Genomic DNA, 19,385 nt, shown 5'->3' with positions numbered 1-19,385 from the left:
ATGATTAAGAAAAAAAATAACAGTTTTCCTCATTATTTTATAGTTTTCTTCGTTATTTTGATAATTTTAGATAGCATATTTGTTTATCTAGCAACCTCAACTCATAGAGGTGTAGTAACTGAGAACGCTTACAATCAAGGATTAAATTACAACAAAATAATTGAGGCTAGTAAAAAACAAAATGATTTAAATTGGAAAAGTGAAATCATTTATCAAGATGATTTTCTAAATTTTTATTTAGAAAATGAAAAAAAAGATAGTTTTGATGGAGCTTCTGTTACAGCTTTTTTAGTTAGACCAACTCAAACTGGTTATGATTTTTCAATTAAATTAGAAAAACAAAGAAATGGTAAATTCCAAAAATTAATTAAATTTCCTTTAAAAGGACAGTGGGATGTAAAGATTTTAGTAATATGGAACAAACACAAATATCAAACAATAAAACGAATTTTAATAAAGTAGATATAAATAAATTATTTTCTCCTTTTGTTAAAATTGATCCAAAAAATAATAATAGTATTATTTTTAAAGTAAAAAATATTCATTGTGCTTCATGTATCCATCTTATTGAAAAATCACTTTACACTTTAAAAAATGTTTTTTTTGTAAGAGTGAATATGTCTACTGAAAAATTAGAAATTAAGTGGGTAGGTGAAAAAAAATTAGCAGATAAATTTGCTAAAATTGTATCTGAGTTGGGATATCCAATAAGTTTGTATGATGTTGATAATTTAGATAATAATTTTGAAGAGAATAAAAAAATCTTAATAAGATCTATTGCAGTATCAGGTTTTGCAGCAGCGAATTTAATGTTAATTTCAGTTGGCTTATGGTCATCATCAGTTGAGACAATGGGATTTGCAACAAGAGAGCTATTTCAATGGATTTCAAGTTTAATTGCACTACCAGCAATAATCTATTCTGGAAGACCATTTTTTTATTCAGCATTAAAAGTTTTGCTAAAAAAAAATACAAATATGGATGTGCCGATTTCATTAGCAGTAATTTTAACTAGTTTAATAAGTCTATTTGAAACAGTTAATAATGGTGAACATATCTATTTCGACTCTGCAATAATGTTATTGTTTTTTTTACTCATTGGCAGGTATCTAGATGTCTTAGCAAAAGGTAAGGCAAAAAAATCTGCTAAAGAATTACTTTCAGCTTTAGGTGGAACTGCAACAGTTATAAAAGATGAAAAACAAGTAATTGTTCCGATAAAAGACATAAGGGCAGGAGATATTATTACAATTTCTATAGGAGAAAAAATACCTGCAGATGGAATTATTCTAAACGGATCTACAGAAATAGATTTAAGTCTTATTAGTGGTGAAACATTACCTAAAAAAGCAAATATAAATGATAATGTATTTGCCGGTACAATTAACATTTCAGCACCAATTCAAATTGAAGTTTCTAAATCTACAGAAAATAATTTACTTACAAACATTGTGAAATTAATGGAAAAAGCTGAGATAAGTAAATCCAAGTACACCAGAATTGCTGATAAAGCAGCCAAATTATACACACCAATAGTACATTTAGCTGGCTTATTTACATTCATTGGATGGTGGATGTTCGCTGATTTAGCTTGGCAACCCTCACTTTTAATAGCGGTAACCGTATTAATTATTACATGTCCCTGTGCTTTAGGTTTAGCAGTTCCAGTCGTTCAGGTATTAGCAAATAATTCGCTTATGAAAAAAGGTATCTATTTAAAATCTGGTGATGCTTTGGAAAAATTATCAAAAGTGAAGTATGTAATTTTAGATAAGACAGGAACACTAACAGTGGGTCAGCCTAATTTAATAGGATCATACTCAGAAGAAGATCTGCAAATTGCAGCATCGTTAGCACATTATAGCAAGCATCCTTTTTCAAGATCTATTTGTAATCAATTTAATGGCAAATTACTTAATTTAGATAATGTAAAAGAAATAATTGGTTGTGGAGTGGAAGGATATTTTAAAGGTAAATTATTAAAACTAGGAAAAAAAAATTGGTCTTGTCCTTCACAAAAAGATGAAGATGAAATTTTTTCAGAGATATGGCTTTCGGTAGAAAATGAAAAAAAAATCTGTTTTAGTTTTGAGGATCAATTAAGAGAAGACACCAAGGATGTAATTGATGAGATTAAAAAATTAGGAGTTATTCCAATAATTTTATCTGGTGATCGAAATGAAGTAGTAAAAAGAATAGCAGAACACCTTGGTATAAATGATTATTATTCTGAATTTTCAATAGAAATGAAAAGTGAATTTATTAGAAAATTAAAATTACAAAATAAAGAAATTCTGATGGTTGGAGATGGTTTGAATGATGCCCCATCGCTGGCTGAAGCTGATGTATCTATTTCACCATCAACTGCAATGGATATTACCCAAAATACTGCAGACATTGTTTTTCAAGGTGAAAAACTATTTCCAATTATTAGTTGTATTAAAGTTGCAAAAAAATCTGTTTTATTAATCAAACAAAATTTTTTAATGGCAGTTATTTATAATATCTTTGCTATTCCTATGGCGATCATAGGTTTGGTCACACCATTAATTGCAGCTATTGCAATGTCAAGTTCTTCACTATTTGTAATTGGAAATAGTTTTCGTTTAAATCTAAAAAGGAAAAAATTTTAATCATGAATATTTTGCTCTATCTTATACCTATTGCACTTACTCTTGGTTTAATAGGGTTACTAGCATTTTTATGGACGTTAAAAAATAATCAATACGAAGATCTAAAAGGAGCTTCTGAAAGAATTTTGATTGAAGAAGAAAAGGAAAAAAACGAGAGAGACTAGTATATCTTTAAAAAAAAAATTTTTTGAAGATTCAACATCTTCATTTTGGGTTTTTTTAAATATCTTGAAGTGAAGTTACTTCTAATTTTCTAGTTTTAAGGGATTTTATAGCTTCAAGGCATGCTTGAGCGGTAGACATGTTGGTGCAATAGGGGACTTTATTTTTAAGTGTTGCTCTTCTAAGTGCTATTGCATCATTTAATCTATGTTCACTATTTCCACCACCCGTATTAATCACAAGAGCTATTTTTTTTGAATCTAAGACATCTACGATATGAGGAGATCCACTACTTACTTTATTAATAATTCTGCACTTAATTTTATGCTTTCTAAAATACTCTGCAGTCCCTCTAGTTGCGCATAATGTAAAATTTAATTTAATTAGCTCTTTTGCTAAATCTATTCCTTCATCTTTGTGAGAGTCTTTTAATGATACAAAAGCTAATCCCTGTTTTGGTAATGAGTTAGCGGCTCCAATTTGACTTTTAGCAAACGCCATTCCAAAGTCTTTATCAAATCCCATTACTTCACCAGTTGATTTCATTTCAGGGCCTAAAAGTAAATCACTGTTTGGAAATTTATTGAAAGGAAATACTGCCTCTTTAACAGCATACATTCCTTTAGATTTATCTCTTAAATTAAACTTAGATAATTTTTCACCAGCCATTACTCTAGATGCAATTTTAGCAAGAGGCAGACCTTTTGCTTTAGATACAAATGGCACTGTTCTACTAGCTCGAGGATTTACCTCAATTACATAAATTTCATCCTTTTTAATTGCAAATTGAATATTCATGAAACCTTTAACTTTTAAGGCTAAAGCTAATTTCTTAGTTTGATTTTCAATTTCTTTAATCAAGTATGGCTTAATTGATATTGGAGGTAGGCTACAAGCTGAGTCTCCCGAGTGAATTCCAGCTTCTTCAATGTGTTGCATAATACCTGCCACATGAACTTGTTTACCATCAGATATTGCATCAACATCAACCTCCATTGCATGATCAATAAATTTATCAATTAAAATTGGATTTTCTTCTGCTGCCTTAAAGGCTTCTTCAACAAAGTTTTTAAGCTGACTTTTTTCATGAACAATTTCCATTGCTCTTCCACCTAATACATATGAAGGTCTAACCATTAATGGCAAACCAATTCTCTCTGCTATTTGAATAGCTTGCTTGAATGTTTTAGCAATTCCACTTTCAGCTTGTTTTAACTTTAATTTATTAAGAAGATTTCTAAACAAATCTCTATCTTCAGCTAAATCAATTGATGTGTACTGCGTCCCTAAAATTGGAAGTTTGTTATCATGTAAAAATTTAGCAAGTTTAATTGGAGTTTGGCCACCAAACTGAGCAATAATACCAACTAAGTTTCCTTTTTCTTTTTCTTTTTTAATTATATTAAAGACATACTCCTCTTTTAAAGGTTCAAAGTATAACCGGTCACTAGTATCATAGTCAGTTGAAACAGTTTCAGGGTTGCAATTGATCATGATGGTTTCAAAACCAGCATCCTTCAGTGCAAAACTTGCCTGACAGCAACAATAATCAAACTCAATTCCTTGTCCTATTCTATTTGGTCCTCCACCTAATATTATAATTTTTTTCTTAGCTGATGGATCAGCCTCACACTCAGAATTAATTGAAAAATTTCTTTGGTATGTAGAATACATATAAGGAGTAAACGATTTAAACTCAGCCGCACAAGTATCAACTTTCTTAAATACGGGTAATATTTTAAGAGCAGTTCTTTTACGTCTAACAACATCTTCAGATGTTTTTGTAAGTTCAGACAGCTTTTTATCAGAAAAACCAATAGATTTTATTCGGTTAAATTCATTAAAATCTTTAGGTAATCCTTTGTTTTTAATCTTAGTTTCATTATCTACAATTTCTTTTATTTGTTCTAAGAACCAAGGGTCAATTTTTGATAAAGCAAATATTCTCTTTAAATCGATCTTTTTTCTTATCGCCTCAGCAACTAATAAAATTTTATTTGGAATACTTTCTTTAAGTTTCTTTTCAATTTGTTTTTTATTTAGATCAAATATTCTATCTAATCCAGAAAATCCTGTTTCAAGTGACACCAATGCTTTTTGAAGCGACTCTTTAAAGTTTCTACCAATTGCCATTGCTTCCCCAACGGATTTCATGGAAGTGCCTAATGTTGCAGGTGAAGTTGAAAATTTTTCAAATGTAAATCTTGGAATTTTTGTTACCACATAATCAATACTAGGTTCAAATGATGCAGGTGTTACTTTTGTAATTTCATTTTTTAATTCATCTAACGTGTAACCAACAGCAAGTTTTGCTGCAACTTTTGCAATTGGAAACCCAGTTGCTTTTGATGCAAGAGCAGATGAACGTGAAACTCTTGGGTTCATTTCAATTACAACCATTCGACCATTTTTAGGATTGATTGCAAATTGAACATTTGATCCACCTGTCTCAACTCCAATTTTTCTTAAACATGCAATGGATGCATTTCTCATTACTTGGTATTCTTTATCCGTTAAAGTAAGAGCAGGGGCGACAGTCACTGAGTCTCCAGTATGAATTCCCATTGGATCGATATTCTCAATAGAGCATATTATGATGCAATTATCTTTTTTATCTCTTACAACCTCCATCTCAAACTCTTTCCAGCCCTCCAAACACTCTTCAACTAGAACTTGGCTGACAGGGGATTCGTGTAAGCCACTTTTAATAATTTTTAGATATTCTTTTTCATTTTTAGCAATTCCACCACCAAGACCCCCAAGAGTAAATGCAGGTCTTATGATTGCAGGTAATCCTATTTTCTTTAAAACTTTAGATGCTTGATTGATATTATTGACGATCTCAGATTTAGGTAGATCTAAACCAATATCGATCATATTTTTTCTAAATTTTTTTCTATCTTCAGCGTTAGATATAGCTTTAGAATTTGCGCCAATTAATTCTATTTTATATTTCTTAAGAATTCCTTTTTTTTCAGCTTCCATTGCAAGGTTCAAAGCTGTTTGACCACCCATTGTTGGAAGAATTGCATCTGGTTTTTCTTTTTTAAGAATTTTTTCTAAAACCTCTAAAGTAATAGGTTCAATATAAGTTTTATCTGCAACATCAGGATCAGTCATAATGGTTGCAGGATTTGAGTTGATAAGCACAACTTTATAACCTTCATCACGTAACGCTTTACATGCTTGTGTTCCTGAATAATCAAATTCACAAGCCTGACCAATAATAATTGGACCAGCTCCAACAACTAATATTTTTTTAAGATCTTTTCTTTTTGGCATTTTTTTTCATGTTGTTAATAAATTCTTGAAATAAATAAACACTGTCTTGTGGTCCAGGGTTTGACTCTGGGTGATATTGAACTGAAAATATTGGTTTGTTTTTTAATCTGATACCCTCAATACTATTATCAAATAAAGACTTATGAGTGACTTCAATATTTTTTGGTAAATTTTCTTTTATGACTTCAAAGCCATGATTTTGACTAGTAATTTCAACATTGTCATGAATTAAATTTTTAACTGGATGGTTTGCACCTCTATGACCTAACTTCATTTTTTTTGTCTTTGCACCAAGTGTTAATGCAAGTATTTGATGGCCCAAACAAATTCCAAATATGGGTAAATTTTTTTTAATTAAATCTTTAATTATATTGATTGCATATTTTCCAGTTGCAGCTGGATCCCCTGGACCATTTGATAAAAATATACCATTTGGCTTAAGAGCTAAAATTTTATCAGCAGGCGTTTTGCAAGAAACAACAGTTACTTTGCAATTAAAGTCAGAAAAATACCTTAGAATATTTTTCTTTATTCCATAATCGATTGCAACAACATGAAATGAATTTTTATTATTTTTAATGAAACCTGTTTCTTTTTTCCAAGTTTTAAGACCCTTCCAAATATAGTTTTTTGTCGTGGTTACTTTTTCTGCAAGATCAAGATTTTTTAATCCATTCCATTTAATTGTTGAGTTGGTTAATTTACTGATATTAAATTTACCTGTTTTAGAATAAGCAATGGTTCCTTTGGGAGCACCTTTATCTCTAATAAAATTAGTTAAACTTCTAGTATCTAATCCTGTAATTCCAACTATCTTATTTTTTTTAAGCCAAGCATCTAAATGAAGAAATGATCTATAATTTGATGGAGATGTTATTTCTGAATTAAACACCACACCTTTAGTCCATATTTTATCAGACTCGTGATCTTCTTTATTTGTTCCAACATTTCCAATATGAGGGAAGGTAAAGTTTATAATCTGTCCAGCATAAGACGGATCTGATATAATTTCTTGGTATCCTGTTAGAGATGTATTAAAGCAAACTTCACCTGTAGCATTACCTTGGTAACCAATTCCAATTCCTTTAAAAACCTTCTTGTTTTCAAGAACTAAAATGCCTGTATGAATTTGTGAATTTTTTGAGTTAGTTTTTTTTGCTTTTTTGGTCAATTACAACTCATGAGTTAAAGGTTAATACAATAAATGCATTATTATCGCAACAGAGATGTATTATAAAATTGTAAAAAAACAATTTTTCTTTTGAAGAATTTTTTCTTTGCAGTAGATTAAAAAAATTATGGCATTAAAAGAAACAATCGAAACTGAATATAAAAACGCTTTAAAAGCTAAAGAGAAAACTAAAATATCAACCTATAGGTTAATATTATCTTCTATTAAAGATTTGGATATTGTGAACAGATCAGGTCCTAATAAAAAAGACACGGATGACGAGGATATTAAGAAGCTTTTAAAAAAAATGGTCAAACAAAGAGCCGAATCAATAGATATCTATAAGAAGAATAACAGGACAGATCTTTTAGAAGTTGAGCAAAATGAACTTGATATTTTAGCGGGTTTTTTACCGAAGCAACTTGGTGAAGAAGAAACAAAAAAAATATGTGCTGATGTTATTTCAAAACTTGGAGCAAGTTCAGTGAAAGATATGGGCAAGGTAATGGGAGAGCTAAAAAAAACACATGCTGATGAAATTGATTTTGCAAAAGCAGGTCCTCTAATTAAGGAATTATTAAATAGTTAATGAAATACCCAAAAGAGTATCTTGATGAAATTAAAACAAGGCTCAAAGTTTCAACAGTTGTATCAAAGTCAGTTGCTTTAAAAAAAAGAGGCAAAGAATATGTTGGCTTGTCTCCTTTTAAAAATGAGAAAACTCCATCATTTACTGTCAATGATGAAAAAGAATTTTACCATTGTTTTGCTACCTCAGAGCATGGAAATATCTTTGACTTTGTAATGAAAACTCAAAATTTTAAATTTGGCGAAGCAGTTAAACATCTAGCTCAGCTAGCAGGTATGCAGCCATATATGTTTTCAAAACAAGATGAAGAAAGAGAGAAAAAATGGAAAGAGTATTTATCAATTTATAGTCAGTACGTTGATTTTTATCACAGTGAATTATTAAAAAACGAAAGACATTCAAATGCTAGGGATTATTTAAAAAATAGATCTTTAGGTAAAGAAGAGGTTAAAAAATTTAAAATGGGATTTATTGATAAAAACTCAAGTTTTTTTGAAAAATTAAAAAATGAATTTAGTGAACAAACTTTAATTGAAAGTGGCTTATTCTATTTAGATGAAAAAAAGAATACGTATGTTGAAAGATTTAGAGGAAGATTAATTTTTCCGATTAATAATATCTCTGGTCAACCCATTGCTTTAGGTGGAAGAATAATAGAAAAATTAGATTACTTAGCAAAATACATCAATTCACCAGAGACTAATTTTTTTAAAAAAGGATCAAATTTATATAATTTAGACTCAGCTAGAAAATTATCTAATAAATTAGATCATATATATTTAGTAGAAGGTTATATGGATGTTGTTGGTCTAAGTAAAAATGGAATTGAAAATGTTGTTGCAAATTTAGGTACATCATTAACAGATAAACAAATTTTAACTTTAAACCAGTTCTTTGATGACATTATAATTTGCTTTGATGGAGATGAAAGTGGCTATAAAGCTGCTGTTAGAGCTGCAGAAAATTCTATTAAAGAATTAAGACCTGAAAAACAAATATCTTTTTTATTTTTACCAGATAAAGAAGATCCTGATAGTTATGTTAACAAACATGGTAAAAATTATTTCGTAGATTTTACCAGACAAAGTAAACTTTCTATACACCAGTTTATTTTCAGCCATTATAAAAAACAAACTACAAACAACCCTTCATCAATGGCAATATTTGAAAAAAAACTTAGATCTATTGCAAATACAATTAAAGATGATTTTATTAAAAAGTATGTGCTTGAATATTTTTTAGAAAAAATAGCAGAATTAACACCACATTCTAATCAAAATAAGAAAAAGTTTTTTGTTAAAAAAACTAAATCTTTAGAGACCACTAAAAAATATTTTAATGAAAGCCAATCTGTGAGTGGGGTAGAGCTAAAAGAATTCTCTTTGCTATACTTAGTTCTTAATAACTTATCTCTTTTTCAAGCTAATATTCATTTAATTGAAAATATTAAATTATTTACTGAGATAAATAAGCAAATATTTACCTCAACTATTGAAAGATTAAAATCAGGTGAACAAATAAATATTGAGGATTTAAATTTAGACAAACAATTATTGGATAAGATTAATAAGTTTGCTCCCATTAAATACATCTTAAAAAATAAGCCAGATGATGACAATCAAGTCATAGAATTACTTGATGATATTGCAAAAGATTTGTTCAATTATGATCTTGAGTTTAGAATCCAAGAGTTAGAATCGAAGTTTTCAAAAGATATGAGTGAATCAACATTTAATGAGCTAAAAGAGTTGAAAAACGAGAGAAAAATCAATTAATCTGATCAAATTAGCAATGGATTTTTGCCAATTTGATATTATATAAGTCTTTCAAACTTATATTACTGTGGAAAGAATTATTACTAAATCATTCGCTAGATTAATGGGTCGTGGAACTCATAGAGGTTTCATAACTTATGAAGAATTAAATAAATCTTTAGGAAAAAGAAATCTATCTGATGAAAATCTAGCTCAAGCATTTATTCACATATTAGATGAAGGTGTTGCCTTAGTTGAAAAGAAATCTGACTTTAAAGTTTTAAGAAAAAAAGATGGAACTTCTAAAGAAGAAGGTAAGACAATTGAAAAAAGTGATGATCCTATCAGAATGTATTTGCGTGAGATGGGTGGAGTTGAATTACTTTCAAGAGAAGGTGAAATTGCAATAGCTAAAAGAATAGAAGCTGGAAAAGATGTAATGTTGATTGCACTTTCTCAAAGTCCAATAACCGCACAACAATTCTTTGAATGGAACGATCAATTACAAAAAGATGAAATCTTAGTTAGAGAAATAATTGATATTGACACAAATTACATGGAAGATGAGTCAACTGGACCAAGTGCCAAACAAAAAAATGCTGGAGAAACTGATAAAGAAGAAGGCTCTAGTGATGATGATGATTTTAACCCCACTCTTGCTGCAATGGAAACTGAAATTAAGCCGAAAGTACTCAAAACAGTTAACACACTGACTAAAGAGTACAATAAATTGATTAAATACCAAAAAGAAAAGCTGGATTGTGTTTTAAAATCTCAAAACTTCACCCCCGCAAAAGAAAAAGGTTATGAAAAAATTGTTAATGATATTTTAGAAAATATAAAGTCTCTACAATTATCTCCATCAGTTTTAGAAGAGCTAGTTCAAAAACATTATGTTGAAAATAAAAAGATTATATCTTTAGAAGGTAATCTATTAAGATTAGCCATGGACCATAAAATACCTAGAAATGAATTTATTAAATTTTATATCGGCAATGAAATTAATCCTAATCTTAAAAAATTCTTAGATACTAATAATTTATGGAAACAATTTTTCACTAAGTACAAAAATGAATTTAAAGATATAAGAGAAAGATTAGTAGAAATAAGTCATAAACTTGGAATTTCAGTAACAGATTTTAAAAAATTAGTTAGCAGAGTTCAAAAAGGTGAAAAAGAATCAAGAATAGCTAAAAAAGAAATGGTTGAGGCAAATTTAAGATTAGTAATATCAATTGCAAAAAAATATACAAATAGAGGACTTCAGTTTTTAGATTTAATTCAAGAAGGAAATATTGGTTTAATGAAGGCTGTAGATAAATTTGAATATCGAAGAGGATATAAATTTTCTACTTATGCTACATGGTGGATTAGACAAGCAATTACAAGATCAATTGCTGATCAAGCAAGAACAATTAGAATTCCAGTTCACATGATTGAAACAATTAATAAGATTGTAAGAACACAAAGACTGATTTTAAGTGAGTTTGGTAGAGAAGCTACTCCAGAGGAACTAGCGCAAAAACTTCGAATGCCATTAGATAAAGTTCGGAAAGTTTTAAAAATTTCAAAAGAACCAGTTTCATTAGAAAAACCAGTTGGAGATGAAGAAGACAGTAGTTTGGGAGATTTTATTGAAGATACAAAAGCTTTGGCCCCATTAGAACAGGCAATCAAATCAAATCTAGGTGAGGCGACTACGAAAATTTTATCAACACTTACTCCAAGAGAGGAAAGAGTATTAAGAATGAGGTTTGGAGTTGGTATGAATACAGATCATACACTAGAAGAAGTTGGACTTCAGTTTTCTGTAACAAGAGAGAGAATTAGACAGATTGAGGCAAAAGCACTAAGAAAGCTAAAACATCCAAGTAGATCAAAACAACTAAAAAGTTTCTTAGAAAGTTAATTTACTGGGCCGTTAGCTCAATAGTAGAGTACTGCATTGACATTGCAGGGGTAGTTGGAGCGTAACCAACACGGCCCACCAAATTAACGATTATCTTTAATTGATAACTTTTAAAAAATGATATAACAGAACTAAGTTTTGGGCCTGTAGCTCAGTTGGTTAGAGCAGTACACTCATAATGTCGGTGTCCTTGGTTTTTTTCCCTTGATAAGCAACAATAATTTTCCTCATTCATTCTCAGGTACTCACATAGGTACTCACACGATGCTGAGAAAGGATAAAAAATGGCTTATATTCGTAGACGAAAAGGCTCATGGCAAACTGTTATTAGAGTGCAGGGATATCCTCCAATAACAAAAACATTCAAAACAAAAATAGATGCTCAACGTTATTCTAGAGATCTAGAAAATAAACTTTTTAGAGAGAAGCACGATATAGCTAAAAAGAAATTTCCAATTATGCGTGATGCATTAATCAGATACAGAGATGAAGTTACAGCTCATAAGAGATCCAAAGAGATGGAAACAAAGTTAATTAAATATATCTTGTCAGAGGGTTTTGTAAATTATGCCATAAACCTCATGGATAGATCTTTGATAGCACAATACAGAGATAGAGCTTTACGTTCTCTTAAAAGTTCATCAGTAAATAGACGACTTGCAATCATTAGTCATTTGTTCACAATCTGTAAAAAAGAATGGGGTTATGATGTAGTTAATCCTGTCTTATCTATTCGTAGACCTACAAACCCTGAACCAAGGGACAGAAGATTTACACAGCAGGAACTAGATAAGATCTTTACCTGTAATAGAACAAACCCACACATGAAGTTTATAGTTAGGTTGGCTCTTGAAACAGGTATGAGAAGATCAGAGATTGCTAATATCAAACCTGAGCATGTCAAAGGTAACTTATTAACTATTCCTGTAGCAAAAACTAAGCCTCGAAAGATCCCATTAACACCAAAAGCAGTGCAGCTCTTGCAGAATAACCTGCCAATAAAAATGAGTTCAAATGCTATTCGTCTAAGTTGGGTAAGGTTGACAAAAAAATATGGAATAGAAGATGCTCGTTTCCATGATTTACGCCATGAATCTTTGAGCAGAATGTTTGAGGAAAAATCTTTAAACGTGCCAGAAGTTCAGCTTATATCAGGACACCTTGAGCCTAGAACATTAATGAGAGTGTATGCAAATTTAAGACCTCAGGATTTAGCTAATAAATTAGCTAAGCTGTAGCATAGAGGTTTAAAGCAATTAGACTCTCTGTTCAGGATTTGGTAATCTTGGATCAAAAAAAACTTTTTTTTTTAATTTAGTGCTCCAATGACATTGGTTCTTGACTAGGTTTCTTTAATTTGATTCAATATGCATAGAAAGGAAAGAGAGCATTTACAGGACTAATTGTTCTAGAGTAAGTGAGCAGGGTTCATGGCGATAGACTCATAAGCCCGAGGTCAGTGGTTCGATCCCACTTCCCGCTACCATTCTAGAAGCATTGGTCTGTTTTGCGTCTCTGAGGCGTCAATTGTGCTAAAGTAGGTTTGAATTATGTCTCTTGCTCACCATATAGAGTTCCAGTTGCAAGATTAGCTGCTGCACAAGCACAAATAAAAAAAATACAGAAAAAAGCTTAAAAATCTTATATATTTTACTAATAAAATGTCTTTATACAAAGAAATATGTAAAGTTTTTTTAAAACTTATAGATCAAAACACATATAGTTCATTTTATCCTAAAATGATTGGTAGAAATTCATCAATAATGAATAAAAACAATTACAAAGTTTCAAATGATTATCAATATATTTTTGTTCATATTCCAAAAACTGGAGGAATGTCTTTAAACTGTATAATCACAAAAATTAATAATCAGTTGACTAACAATAAAATATTTCCTGGTGGTCACAATCCAATATCAATATTTCACTCACCATCAGAAAAAAAATATATTAGCGTAATAAGAGATCCAATCAAAAGAGCTTATTCATTTTATCAAGCGTCATTAAAAGATAAAAAACAACCATATAATTATCTAGCAAAAAAAGGAATTTTTCATTTTATGAGATATTGTCCAGAGGCACAAAATATATTTTGCAAATATTACTCAGGTGAATTAGATCAAGATATGAATAATGATTTATTTCAAAAAGCTTTAGAAAATACTAAAAATTTTTATCAATTAATTAATTTTGAAAATTTTAAAAATGATACTCTTAAACTGATTGATAATTTTAATATAAAAAATATCGAAGTACCTCATATAAATCAATCTAGCAATAAAAAAGAGATTACTGAAGATGAACGTAAAATTATCGAATTCTATAATTACTTTGATTTGAAATTTTATAAAATTATAAAATCATAAGCCCGAGGTCAGTAGTTCGATCCCACTTCCCGCTACCATTCTAGAAGCATTGGTCTGTTTTGCGTCTCTGAGGCGTCAATTGTGCTAAAGTAGGTTTGAATTATGTCTCTTGCTCACCATATAGAGTTCCAGTTGCAAGATTAGCTGCTGCACAAGCACAACTCAAACAATCTTTATTAACACCTATTCCAACAATTCTAACTCAGCCAGAACTTAAAAATAATCTTCAGGAATTAGTAATTCTTTTTTTTCTGATTGGTGGGTCTATCAAGTTGATTCGAGTATTGTAATATTTTTTAAAAATTAATTGAGCTTATCTCTAAAACTTAGACTAAAGGTCTAATTGTAAGTACCTAATTTGAAATCCTAACAGGTACTCTAAACGTTTAGTTTGGATTTTCTAAAACCCTTAGGATCCTTTTTTATATTTACTCCTGGGACTCTCACAGGACTCAGCACGTAGAAATAGAATATAGGATTATCTTTGATTTCATTGACCTTTTAAGATAAAATAAAAATAACGATTAAACATTAATTTCGTGTGGAATGTACGAGTTAAACATTGTATATCAACGAGGAATTACTGAGGGCCTGTAGCTCAGTTGGTTAGAGCAGTACACTCATAATGTATTGGTCCCAGGTTCGAGTCCTGGCGGGCCCACCATTACAAAAATATTTAATATTATTTTGAAAATTCTTCTAATGTATTAAATAGAGCATTTATATCTCCATCATTTGAATTTATGATTGAAGCAAATTCCTCTTTTTGTGTTCTTGCTAGACTTAATCCTTCTATTATTAAATCCCTAATCAATGGTTTGTTTGGATCTTTAGTATATATCCTCCAATCAATTTTTACTTCAGGTCTTTCAGAAGTTCCAACAAGCGTGCTATTAACAATAGTATAATTTTTATTTAATATTTTCTTATCATTAACTTCAATTTCTGGATTAGTATATTCAGCCAGTCTACTAGAAAAACTTTTTAAAAAATAATCTTCAAATAGTTCTAAATATTTTTTTTTCTGCTCATCGTTTAAACTTTTTCTTAATGATCCAAGAGAATAAAAACCAACACCTCTTATATCTACTGTATCTTTGGCAATATTTTTTAATTGATTTATTTTTTCTTCTTTAGAAGATTTTGTTGATAAAATTAGAGATGCTTTATTAACTGTTAATTGAACAAAATTACTGGGCTCAATTGCATGAAGATTGTTTATATTAAAAAAATATATAAAAAATATGATAACTATTTTTTTTAAATTCATTATTTAGAGAATATATTATTGATTTTCTATTTCTTCCCAATCAGAATCATTCATTGCTTCTATAGTTCCATTTGAGTTAAGAATTTTTTGATGCCTGTCTTGTAGGTATAAACTTTTTACTGAAGCATAAAAGTCTACAGAATTTTTTTCTAGATTTTCAATAGAATCATAATTTTTTGCTCTAAAGTCAACACCAGCAGTAAGTTTTGATGAATAGTAGTCTATATCACTGAAATGTTGAGTGTCATTTTTAACAGTAACGTTATACCATGCATCTCCACCCATAATGTTTGCAAACGAAGCAGCGGTATCTCTAACTGTGCTTGGACCTAAAACTGGCAGAACAAGGTAGCATCCTGGACCTACACCAAGTTTTGCTAGTGATTGACCATAATCCTCTTTTTCATATTCAGGAAGTCCCAAAAGTTCTGCAATATCTATTATGCCCAAAATACCAACAGTGGTATTGATTAAAAATCTTCCTGAATTTATTCCTGCTTTTCTTAAATCACCTTGGATTATGTTATTTGGAATTGTGACTAAATTAGATAAATTGTCTAAAGAATTACTTACACCACTTTTGATGGGAGTTGGTAAAACCCTATAAGCACCTGCAACTGGTTTAAAAATTATGCCATCCAACACTTGGTTAAATGCAAAAGTAGCTCTATTTATATTCTCAAAACAATCTTTTATTTCTGATGGTTTATTTTTTTCAAGAACTAAATTACCATCTGAAGCAGCATTCGCGTTAAAAGCAAACAAAATAATTATTAATGAAAAAATAATTTTTTTAAACATAATTGCCTGTATAATATATAAAATTTTAAAGTAAATTAAGAAATATTTTAAAAAAATGTCAGCAAAAAGACAGAAAAGTAGCCAAAATTGCCACCCAAAATGAGTTTAAAAACAATCTTAAATTATTCACCAAATTTTTATTCAACTAAAAGGACACCAAAACAAATTAAATTTATTATTTTTCATTATACCGGAATGAAGAGAGAATCTGAGGCGATAAACAGACTAACAGATATAAATTCAAATGTTAGCAGTCATTATTTAATTAAAAATAATGGTGAAATAGTAACAATAGTTCCAGATTTATATATAGCATGGCATGCAGGGGTTTCATTTTGGAAAAATAACAAATCTTTAAATAAAAATTCAATAGGAATTGAAATAAGCAATCCAGGGCATGAATTTAACTATAAAAAATATTCAAAAAAACAAATTCTATCTATTTTAAAGTTAACAAAATTTTTGATTAAGAAGTATAAAATAAAATCTCAAAATATTTTAGGTCATTCAGATGTTGCTCCAACTAGAAAAAATGACCCAGGTGAAAAATTTCCATGGAAATATTTATCAAAACACAAAATTGGCTATTGGCATAAATTAGACAATAAGATTCTACTAAAAAAAAGGATTATAAAAACTAATGAATTCGAAAAAAAATTATTTTTTAATAATGTGTTTAGAATTGGTTATCCAAAAAATATGCCTAAAAATTTTAATATCAACAAAGTAAAATATTTAAGAATGATTACTAAATCTTTTCAAAGAAGGTTTAGACAAGAAGTAATAGATGGTCTTGTTGATCAAGAATGTTTAATAATTAGCCAAAATTTGGTTAAAAAACTCTATTAATACATCTTGAAGTTTTGCAGTTTAGTAATAAATTATATTTGCCAGATAAATGATTTATCGCTTTATTTATTAAAGAGGAAAGTCCGGGCTCCGCAAGGATACAGTGCCAGATAACACCTGGCGGGGGCGACCCTAGGGATAGTGCCACAGAAAATAAACCGCCATAACATGGCAAGGGTGAAAAGGTGTGGTAAGAGCACACCGGTTCTATTGGTAACAATGAACGCTGGAAAACCCCACTGGGAGCAAGACTAAGTAGAGATGACATTGTTGCAAAACTAAAAGCCATCCTTGGCTCGTCATCAGGGTTAGTTGCTTGAGCTTAAGAGCAATCTTAAGCCTAGACAAATGATAGGTTTAAATGACAGAACCCGGCTTATAATTTATCTGGCAAAATTATCCACAACCTAAATTTTAACTTAAATAAATGTTCTTGTTTTGATTCATTATTGAATCAACTTTGTTCTATTTTTTCAATCAATTGATGTATTAATGAAAGTTTTGAGCATTGCTTAGTTTATCTTCTTTGATAAAAAAAAGTTACTTACAGTTGTTGTAAAATCAAGAAAATTGAGCATTTGACACTTTATTAAAATACCCATATATTCCCATATATTCCCACATATGGAATTTATAAATTATAAAAAAAATGTTTTTATCTACTTACGAGAACAAACTAGACAAAAAAGGGAGAGTTTCTGTGCCTGCTAGTTTTAGGTCTCATTTATCAAACCTAGGATATAATGGTGTTATTTGTTATCCATCATTTAACAATTCATCAATTGAAGCTTGCTCACAGGATAGAATTGAAAAAATTTCATCTGCAATAGATTCTTTAAACCCATTTGAAGAAAAAAGAGATTTCTTTGCAACTTCAATTTTAGCAGAAAGTATAAACTTACAATTCGATAGCGAAGGAAGAATCTCCCTTTCATCAAAATTATTAAAACATGCAAAGATTAAAAATAGCATGCTATTTGTTGGTCAAGGACAAGCTTTCCAAATATGGGAGCCAACTTTATTTGAAAAATTTAAGGTAACTGCAAGAAAAAAAGCAAATTTAAATCGAGCAAACCTTAAATGGGAAAAACATTTTAATAACAATGAGGGGAAATAACAAATGACAATTAACTTTAAAGCACCAGAAATTAAAGAATTACAACCACGACTTTTAGTAATGGGAGTCGGTGGAGCAGGCGGTAATGCAATAAATGAAATGATTGAGAATAACCTACAAGGTGTAGAATTTATTGCAGTCAATACTGATGCTCAGGATTTGAAGTTAAGTAAATGTAAAACAAGAATTCAAATTGGTTTAAATTTAACCAAAGGTTTAGGGGCAGGTGCAAAACTAGATATAGGTCAAGCAGCAGCCGATGAGTCTTTAAATGAAATTGTAAATACTTTGCAAGGTGCAAACATGGTTTTTATTGCAGCTGGTATGGGTGGTGGAACGGGCACTGGTGCTGCTCATGTCATTGCTAGAGCCGCAAAAGAATTAAATATTTTAACTGTAGGAGTTGTAACTCTTCCATTCTTATATGAGGGCCCCTCAAGAATGAGAAGAGCACAACAAGGTTTGGAAGAATTAAGAAAACATGTAGATACAATCATAGTTATTCCAAATCAAAACTTATTTAAAATTGCAAATGAACAAACTACTTTCGAAGATTCTTTTAATCTTTCAAACAATGTTCTAATGCATGGAGTGCAAAGCATAACTGATTTGATGGTAAGACCAGGTTTGATTAATCTTGATTTTGCTGATGTTGAAACAGTTATGGCATCTATGGGTAAAGCAATGATGGGAACTGGTGAAGCTGAAGGAGAAGGTAGAGCTATTAAAGCAGCTGATATGGCTGTAAGCAATCCATTGATTGATGACTATACTCTTAAAGGTGCAAAAGGTTTACTTGTTAATATTACTGGTGGTAAAGATCTTAAACTTTTTGAAGTAGACGAAGCAGTAAACAAAGTAAGAGCTGAAGTTGATCCAGAAGCAGAGTTGATTATTGGTGCAATAACCGATTCTGAGCTTGATGGCAAAATGAGAGTTTCGATTGTTGCAACATCTTTAGATGGACAACAACCAGAAACTAAATCTGTGATAAATATGGTTCACCGTATTCAAAATAGAAACCCTGGTTATTCAGATTTTTCAAACATGGGATCATCTGCATCATTTAATTTTTCTAACTCAATATCAAACCCAGTATCACATGGTGCAAACGCATTAAAGCTTGAAAATGAGATAACTCAAGAACAACAACAAGAAACATTAAGTACCAATGTTGTAAATGATGAGCTTGCTCTTAAAACAGAAAGTGTTGTTGAAGATAGTTCTGTTAATGAAATGGAAAAATCATTTACCCAAGAAGCCATGGAGGAAATTCAAGAACCAATAATGGAAGAAAGTATAGAAGAGGATGTTTCAAATGACTTAAAAGAATTTGGAGTAGACTCAGAAGCTCCAGATTTATTTAGTACAGAATCAGAAAGCTCAAGTGCAGAGGAATTATTGTCTTCAAACGAGGAAGATGATGATCTTGAAATACCAGCATTCTTAAGAAGACAAAAGAATTAATGGTCTTCAAAGATA

At 30.2% G+C, this 19,385-nt stretch carries 15 protein-coding genes, 2 tRNA genes, 1 other RNA gene and 2 pseudogenes; 16 read left to right on the top strand and 4 right to left on the bottom strand.

The window, feature by feature from the left end:
- The 3 genes from ACIJYE_RS05505 to ccoS are packed head-to-tail and all read left to right on the top strand — an operon-like array spanning position 1 to position 2,797.
- Entirely contained in the window at positions 1-462 is a 462-nt protein-coding gene (locus tag ACIJYE_RS05505) for a FixH family protein (protein ID WP_435089835.1), read from the top strand.
- Positions 414-2,633, top strand: coding sequence for a heavy metal translocating P-type ATPase (locus tag ACIJYE_RS05500; protein ID WP_435089834.1), 2,220 nt, complete (start codon positions 414-416; stop codon positions 2,631-2,633). Before ACIJYE_RS05505 ends, ACIJYE_RS05500 begins: the two co-directional genes overlap by 49 nt.
- 2 nt (positions 2,634-2,635) lie before the next feature.
- Positions 2,636-2,797, top strand: coding sequence for a cbb3-type cytochrome oxidase assembly protein CcoS (gene ccoS / locus ACIJYE_RS05495; RefSeq protein ID WP_435089833.1), 162 nt, complete (start codon positions 2,636-2,638; stop codon positions 2,795-2,797).
- Positions 2,798-2,852: 55 nt separating this feature from the next.
- On the opposite strand, the gene carB is transcribed toward ccoS, so the two are convergent.
- Both carB and carA read right to left on the bottom strand, forming a co-directional pair.
- The gene (gene carB / locus ACIJYE_RS05490; RefSeq protein WP_435089831.1) at positions 2,853-6,077 is read right to left on the bottom strand and encodes a carbamoyl-phosphate synthase large subunit; all 3,225 of its coding nucleotides are present in this window, start codon (positions 6,075-6,077) and stop codon (positions 2,853-2,855) included.
- Positions 6,055-7,248 carry a glutamine-hydrolyzing carbamoyl-phosphate synthase small subunit gene (gene carA / locus ACIJYE_RS05485; protein ID WP_435089829.1) on the bottom strand — a complete coding sequence of 398 codons (1,194 nt, stop codon included), beginning with the start codon at positions 7,246-7,248 and terminating at the stop codon, positions 6,055-6,057. The genes carB and carA overlap by 23 nt, the downstream gene beginning before the upstream one ends.
- Before the next feature lie 127 nt (positions 7,249-7,375).
- Here carA and ACIJYE_RS05480 point away from each other — a divergent pair, with 127 nt between their 5' ends.
- From ACIJYE_RS05480 to ACIJYE_RS05440, 9 genes and pseudogenes are all read left to right on the top strand, one after another.
- Positions 7,376-7,837, top strand: a complete 462-nt coding sequence (locus ACIJYE_RS05480; RefSeq protein WP_435089827.1) for a GatB/YqeY domain-containing protein — start codon at positions 7,376-7,378, stop codon at positions 7,835-7,837.
- A complete protein-coding gene (gene dnaG / locus ACIJYE_RS05475; RefSeq protein WP_435089825.1) occupies positions 7,837-9,612 on the top strand; it encodes a DNA primase in 1,776 nt (591 codons plus the stop codon). The genes ACIJYE_RS05480 and dnaG overlap by 1 nt, the downstream gene beginning before the upstream one ends.
- Before the next feature lie 67 nt (positions 9,613-9,679).
- A complete protein-coding gene (rpoD, locus tag ACIJYE_RS05470) occupies positions 9,680-11,500 on the top strand; it encodes an RNA polymerase sigma factor RpoD (protein WP_435089823.1) in 1,821 nt (606 codons plus the stop codon).
- Positions 11,501-11,506: 6 nt separating this feature from the next.
- Positions 11,507-11,581 (top strand) — tRNA-Val (locus ACIJYE_RS05465).
- A gap of 203 nt (positions 11,582-11,784) precedes the next feature.
- Positions 11,785-12,738, top strand: a complete 954-nt coding sequence (locus tag ACIJYE_RS05460) for a tyrosine-type recombinase/integrase (RefSeq protein WP_435089821.1) — start codon at positions 11,785-11,787, stop codon at positions 12,736-12,738.
- 290 nt (positions 12,739-13,028) lie between these two features.
- Positions 13,029-13,136 (top strand): annotated as a pseudogene (locus ACIJYE_RS05455) (putative PEP-binding protein); the annotation flags it as partial.
- 25 nt (positions 13,137-13,161) lie between these two features.
- Complete coding sequence (locus ACIJYE_RS05450; protein ID WP_435089819.1) at positions 13,162-13,866, top strand: hypothetical protein; 705 nt, start codon at positions 13,162-13,164, stop codon at positions 13,864-13,866.
- An 80-nt stretch (positions 13,867-13,946) separates the two neighbouring features.
- Positions 13,947-14,033: pseudogene (locus ACIJYE_RS05445) on the top strand (putative PEP-binding protein); the annotation flags it as partial.
- A gap of 420 nt (positions 14,034-14,453) precedes the next feature.
- Positions 14,454-14,530: transfer RNA gene (locus tag ACIJYE_RS05440), tRNA-Ile, on the top strand.
- 18 nt (positions 14,531-14,548) lie between these two features.
- On the opposite strand, the gene ACIJYE_RS05435 is transcribed toward ACIJYE_RS05440, so the two are convergent.
- Positions 14,549-15,136, bottom strand: coding sequence for an MlaC/ttg2D family ABC transporter substrate-binding protein (locus ACIJYE_RS05435; RefSeq protein ID WP_435089817.1), 588 nt, complete (start codon positions 15,134-15,136; stop codon positions 14,549-14,551).
- A gap of 15 nt (positions 15,137-15,151) precedes the next feature.
- Entirely contained in the window at positions 15,152-15,937 is a 786-nt protein-coding gene (locus ACIJYE_RS05430) for an MlaA family lipoprotein (RefSeq protein ID WP_435089816.1), read from the bottom strand.
- 99 nt (positions 15,938-16,036) lie between these two features.
- Here ACIJYE_RS05430 and ACIJYE_RS05425 point away from each other — a divergent pair, with 99 nt between their 5' ends.
- The 4 genes from ACIJYE_RS05425 (at position 16,037) to ftsZ (ending at position 19,370) form a co-directional block, all read left to right on the top strand.
- The gene (locus tag ACIJYE_RS05425; protein WP_435089814.1) at positions 16,037-16,786 is read left to right on the top strand and encodes an N-acetylmuramoyl-L-alanine amidase; all 750 of its coding nucleotides are present in this window, start codon (positions 16,037-16,039) and stop codon (positions 16,784-16,786) included.
- Positions 16,787-16,827: 41 nt separating this feature from the next.
- Positions 16,828-17,181: RNase P RNA component class A (rnpB, locus tag ACIJYE_RS05420), an RNA gene on the top strand.
- Between the two features lie 254 nt (positions 17,182-17,435).
- Positions 17,436-17,903 (top strand): division/cell wall cluster transcriptional repressor MraZ, encoded by a 468-nt coding sequence (gene mraZ, locus ACIJYE_RS05415; protein ID WP_435089813.1) that lies wholly within the window; start codon positions 17,436-17,438, stop codon positions 17,901-17,903.
- 3 nt (positions 17,904-17,906) lie between these two features.
- The gene (gene ftsZ / locus ACIJYE_RS05410; protein ID WP_435089812.1) at positions 17,907-19,370 is read left to right on the top strand and encodes a cell division protein FtsZ; all 1,464 of its coding nucleotides are present in this window, start codon (positions 17,907-17,909) and stop codon (positions 19,368-19,370) included.
- The last annotated feature ends 15 nt before the right edge of the window (positions 19,371-19,385 follow it).

The organism is Candidatus Pelagibacter bacterium nBUS_30 (assembly GCF_051201245.1).
GTDB lineage: Bacteria > Pseudomonadota > Alphaproteobacteria > Pelagibacterales > Pelagibacteraceae > Pelagibacter.
Note: the sequence above shows the minus strand (reverse complement) of the source record. Positions and strands in the feature narration are given on the sequence as shown.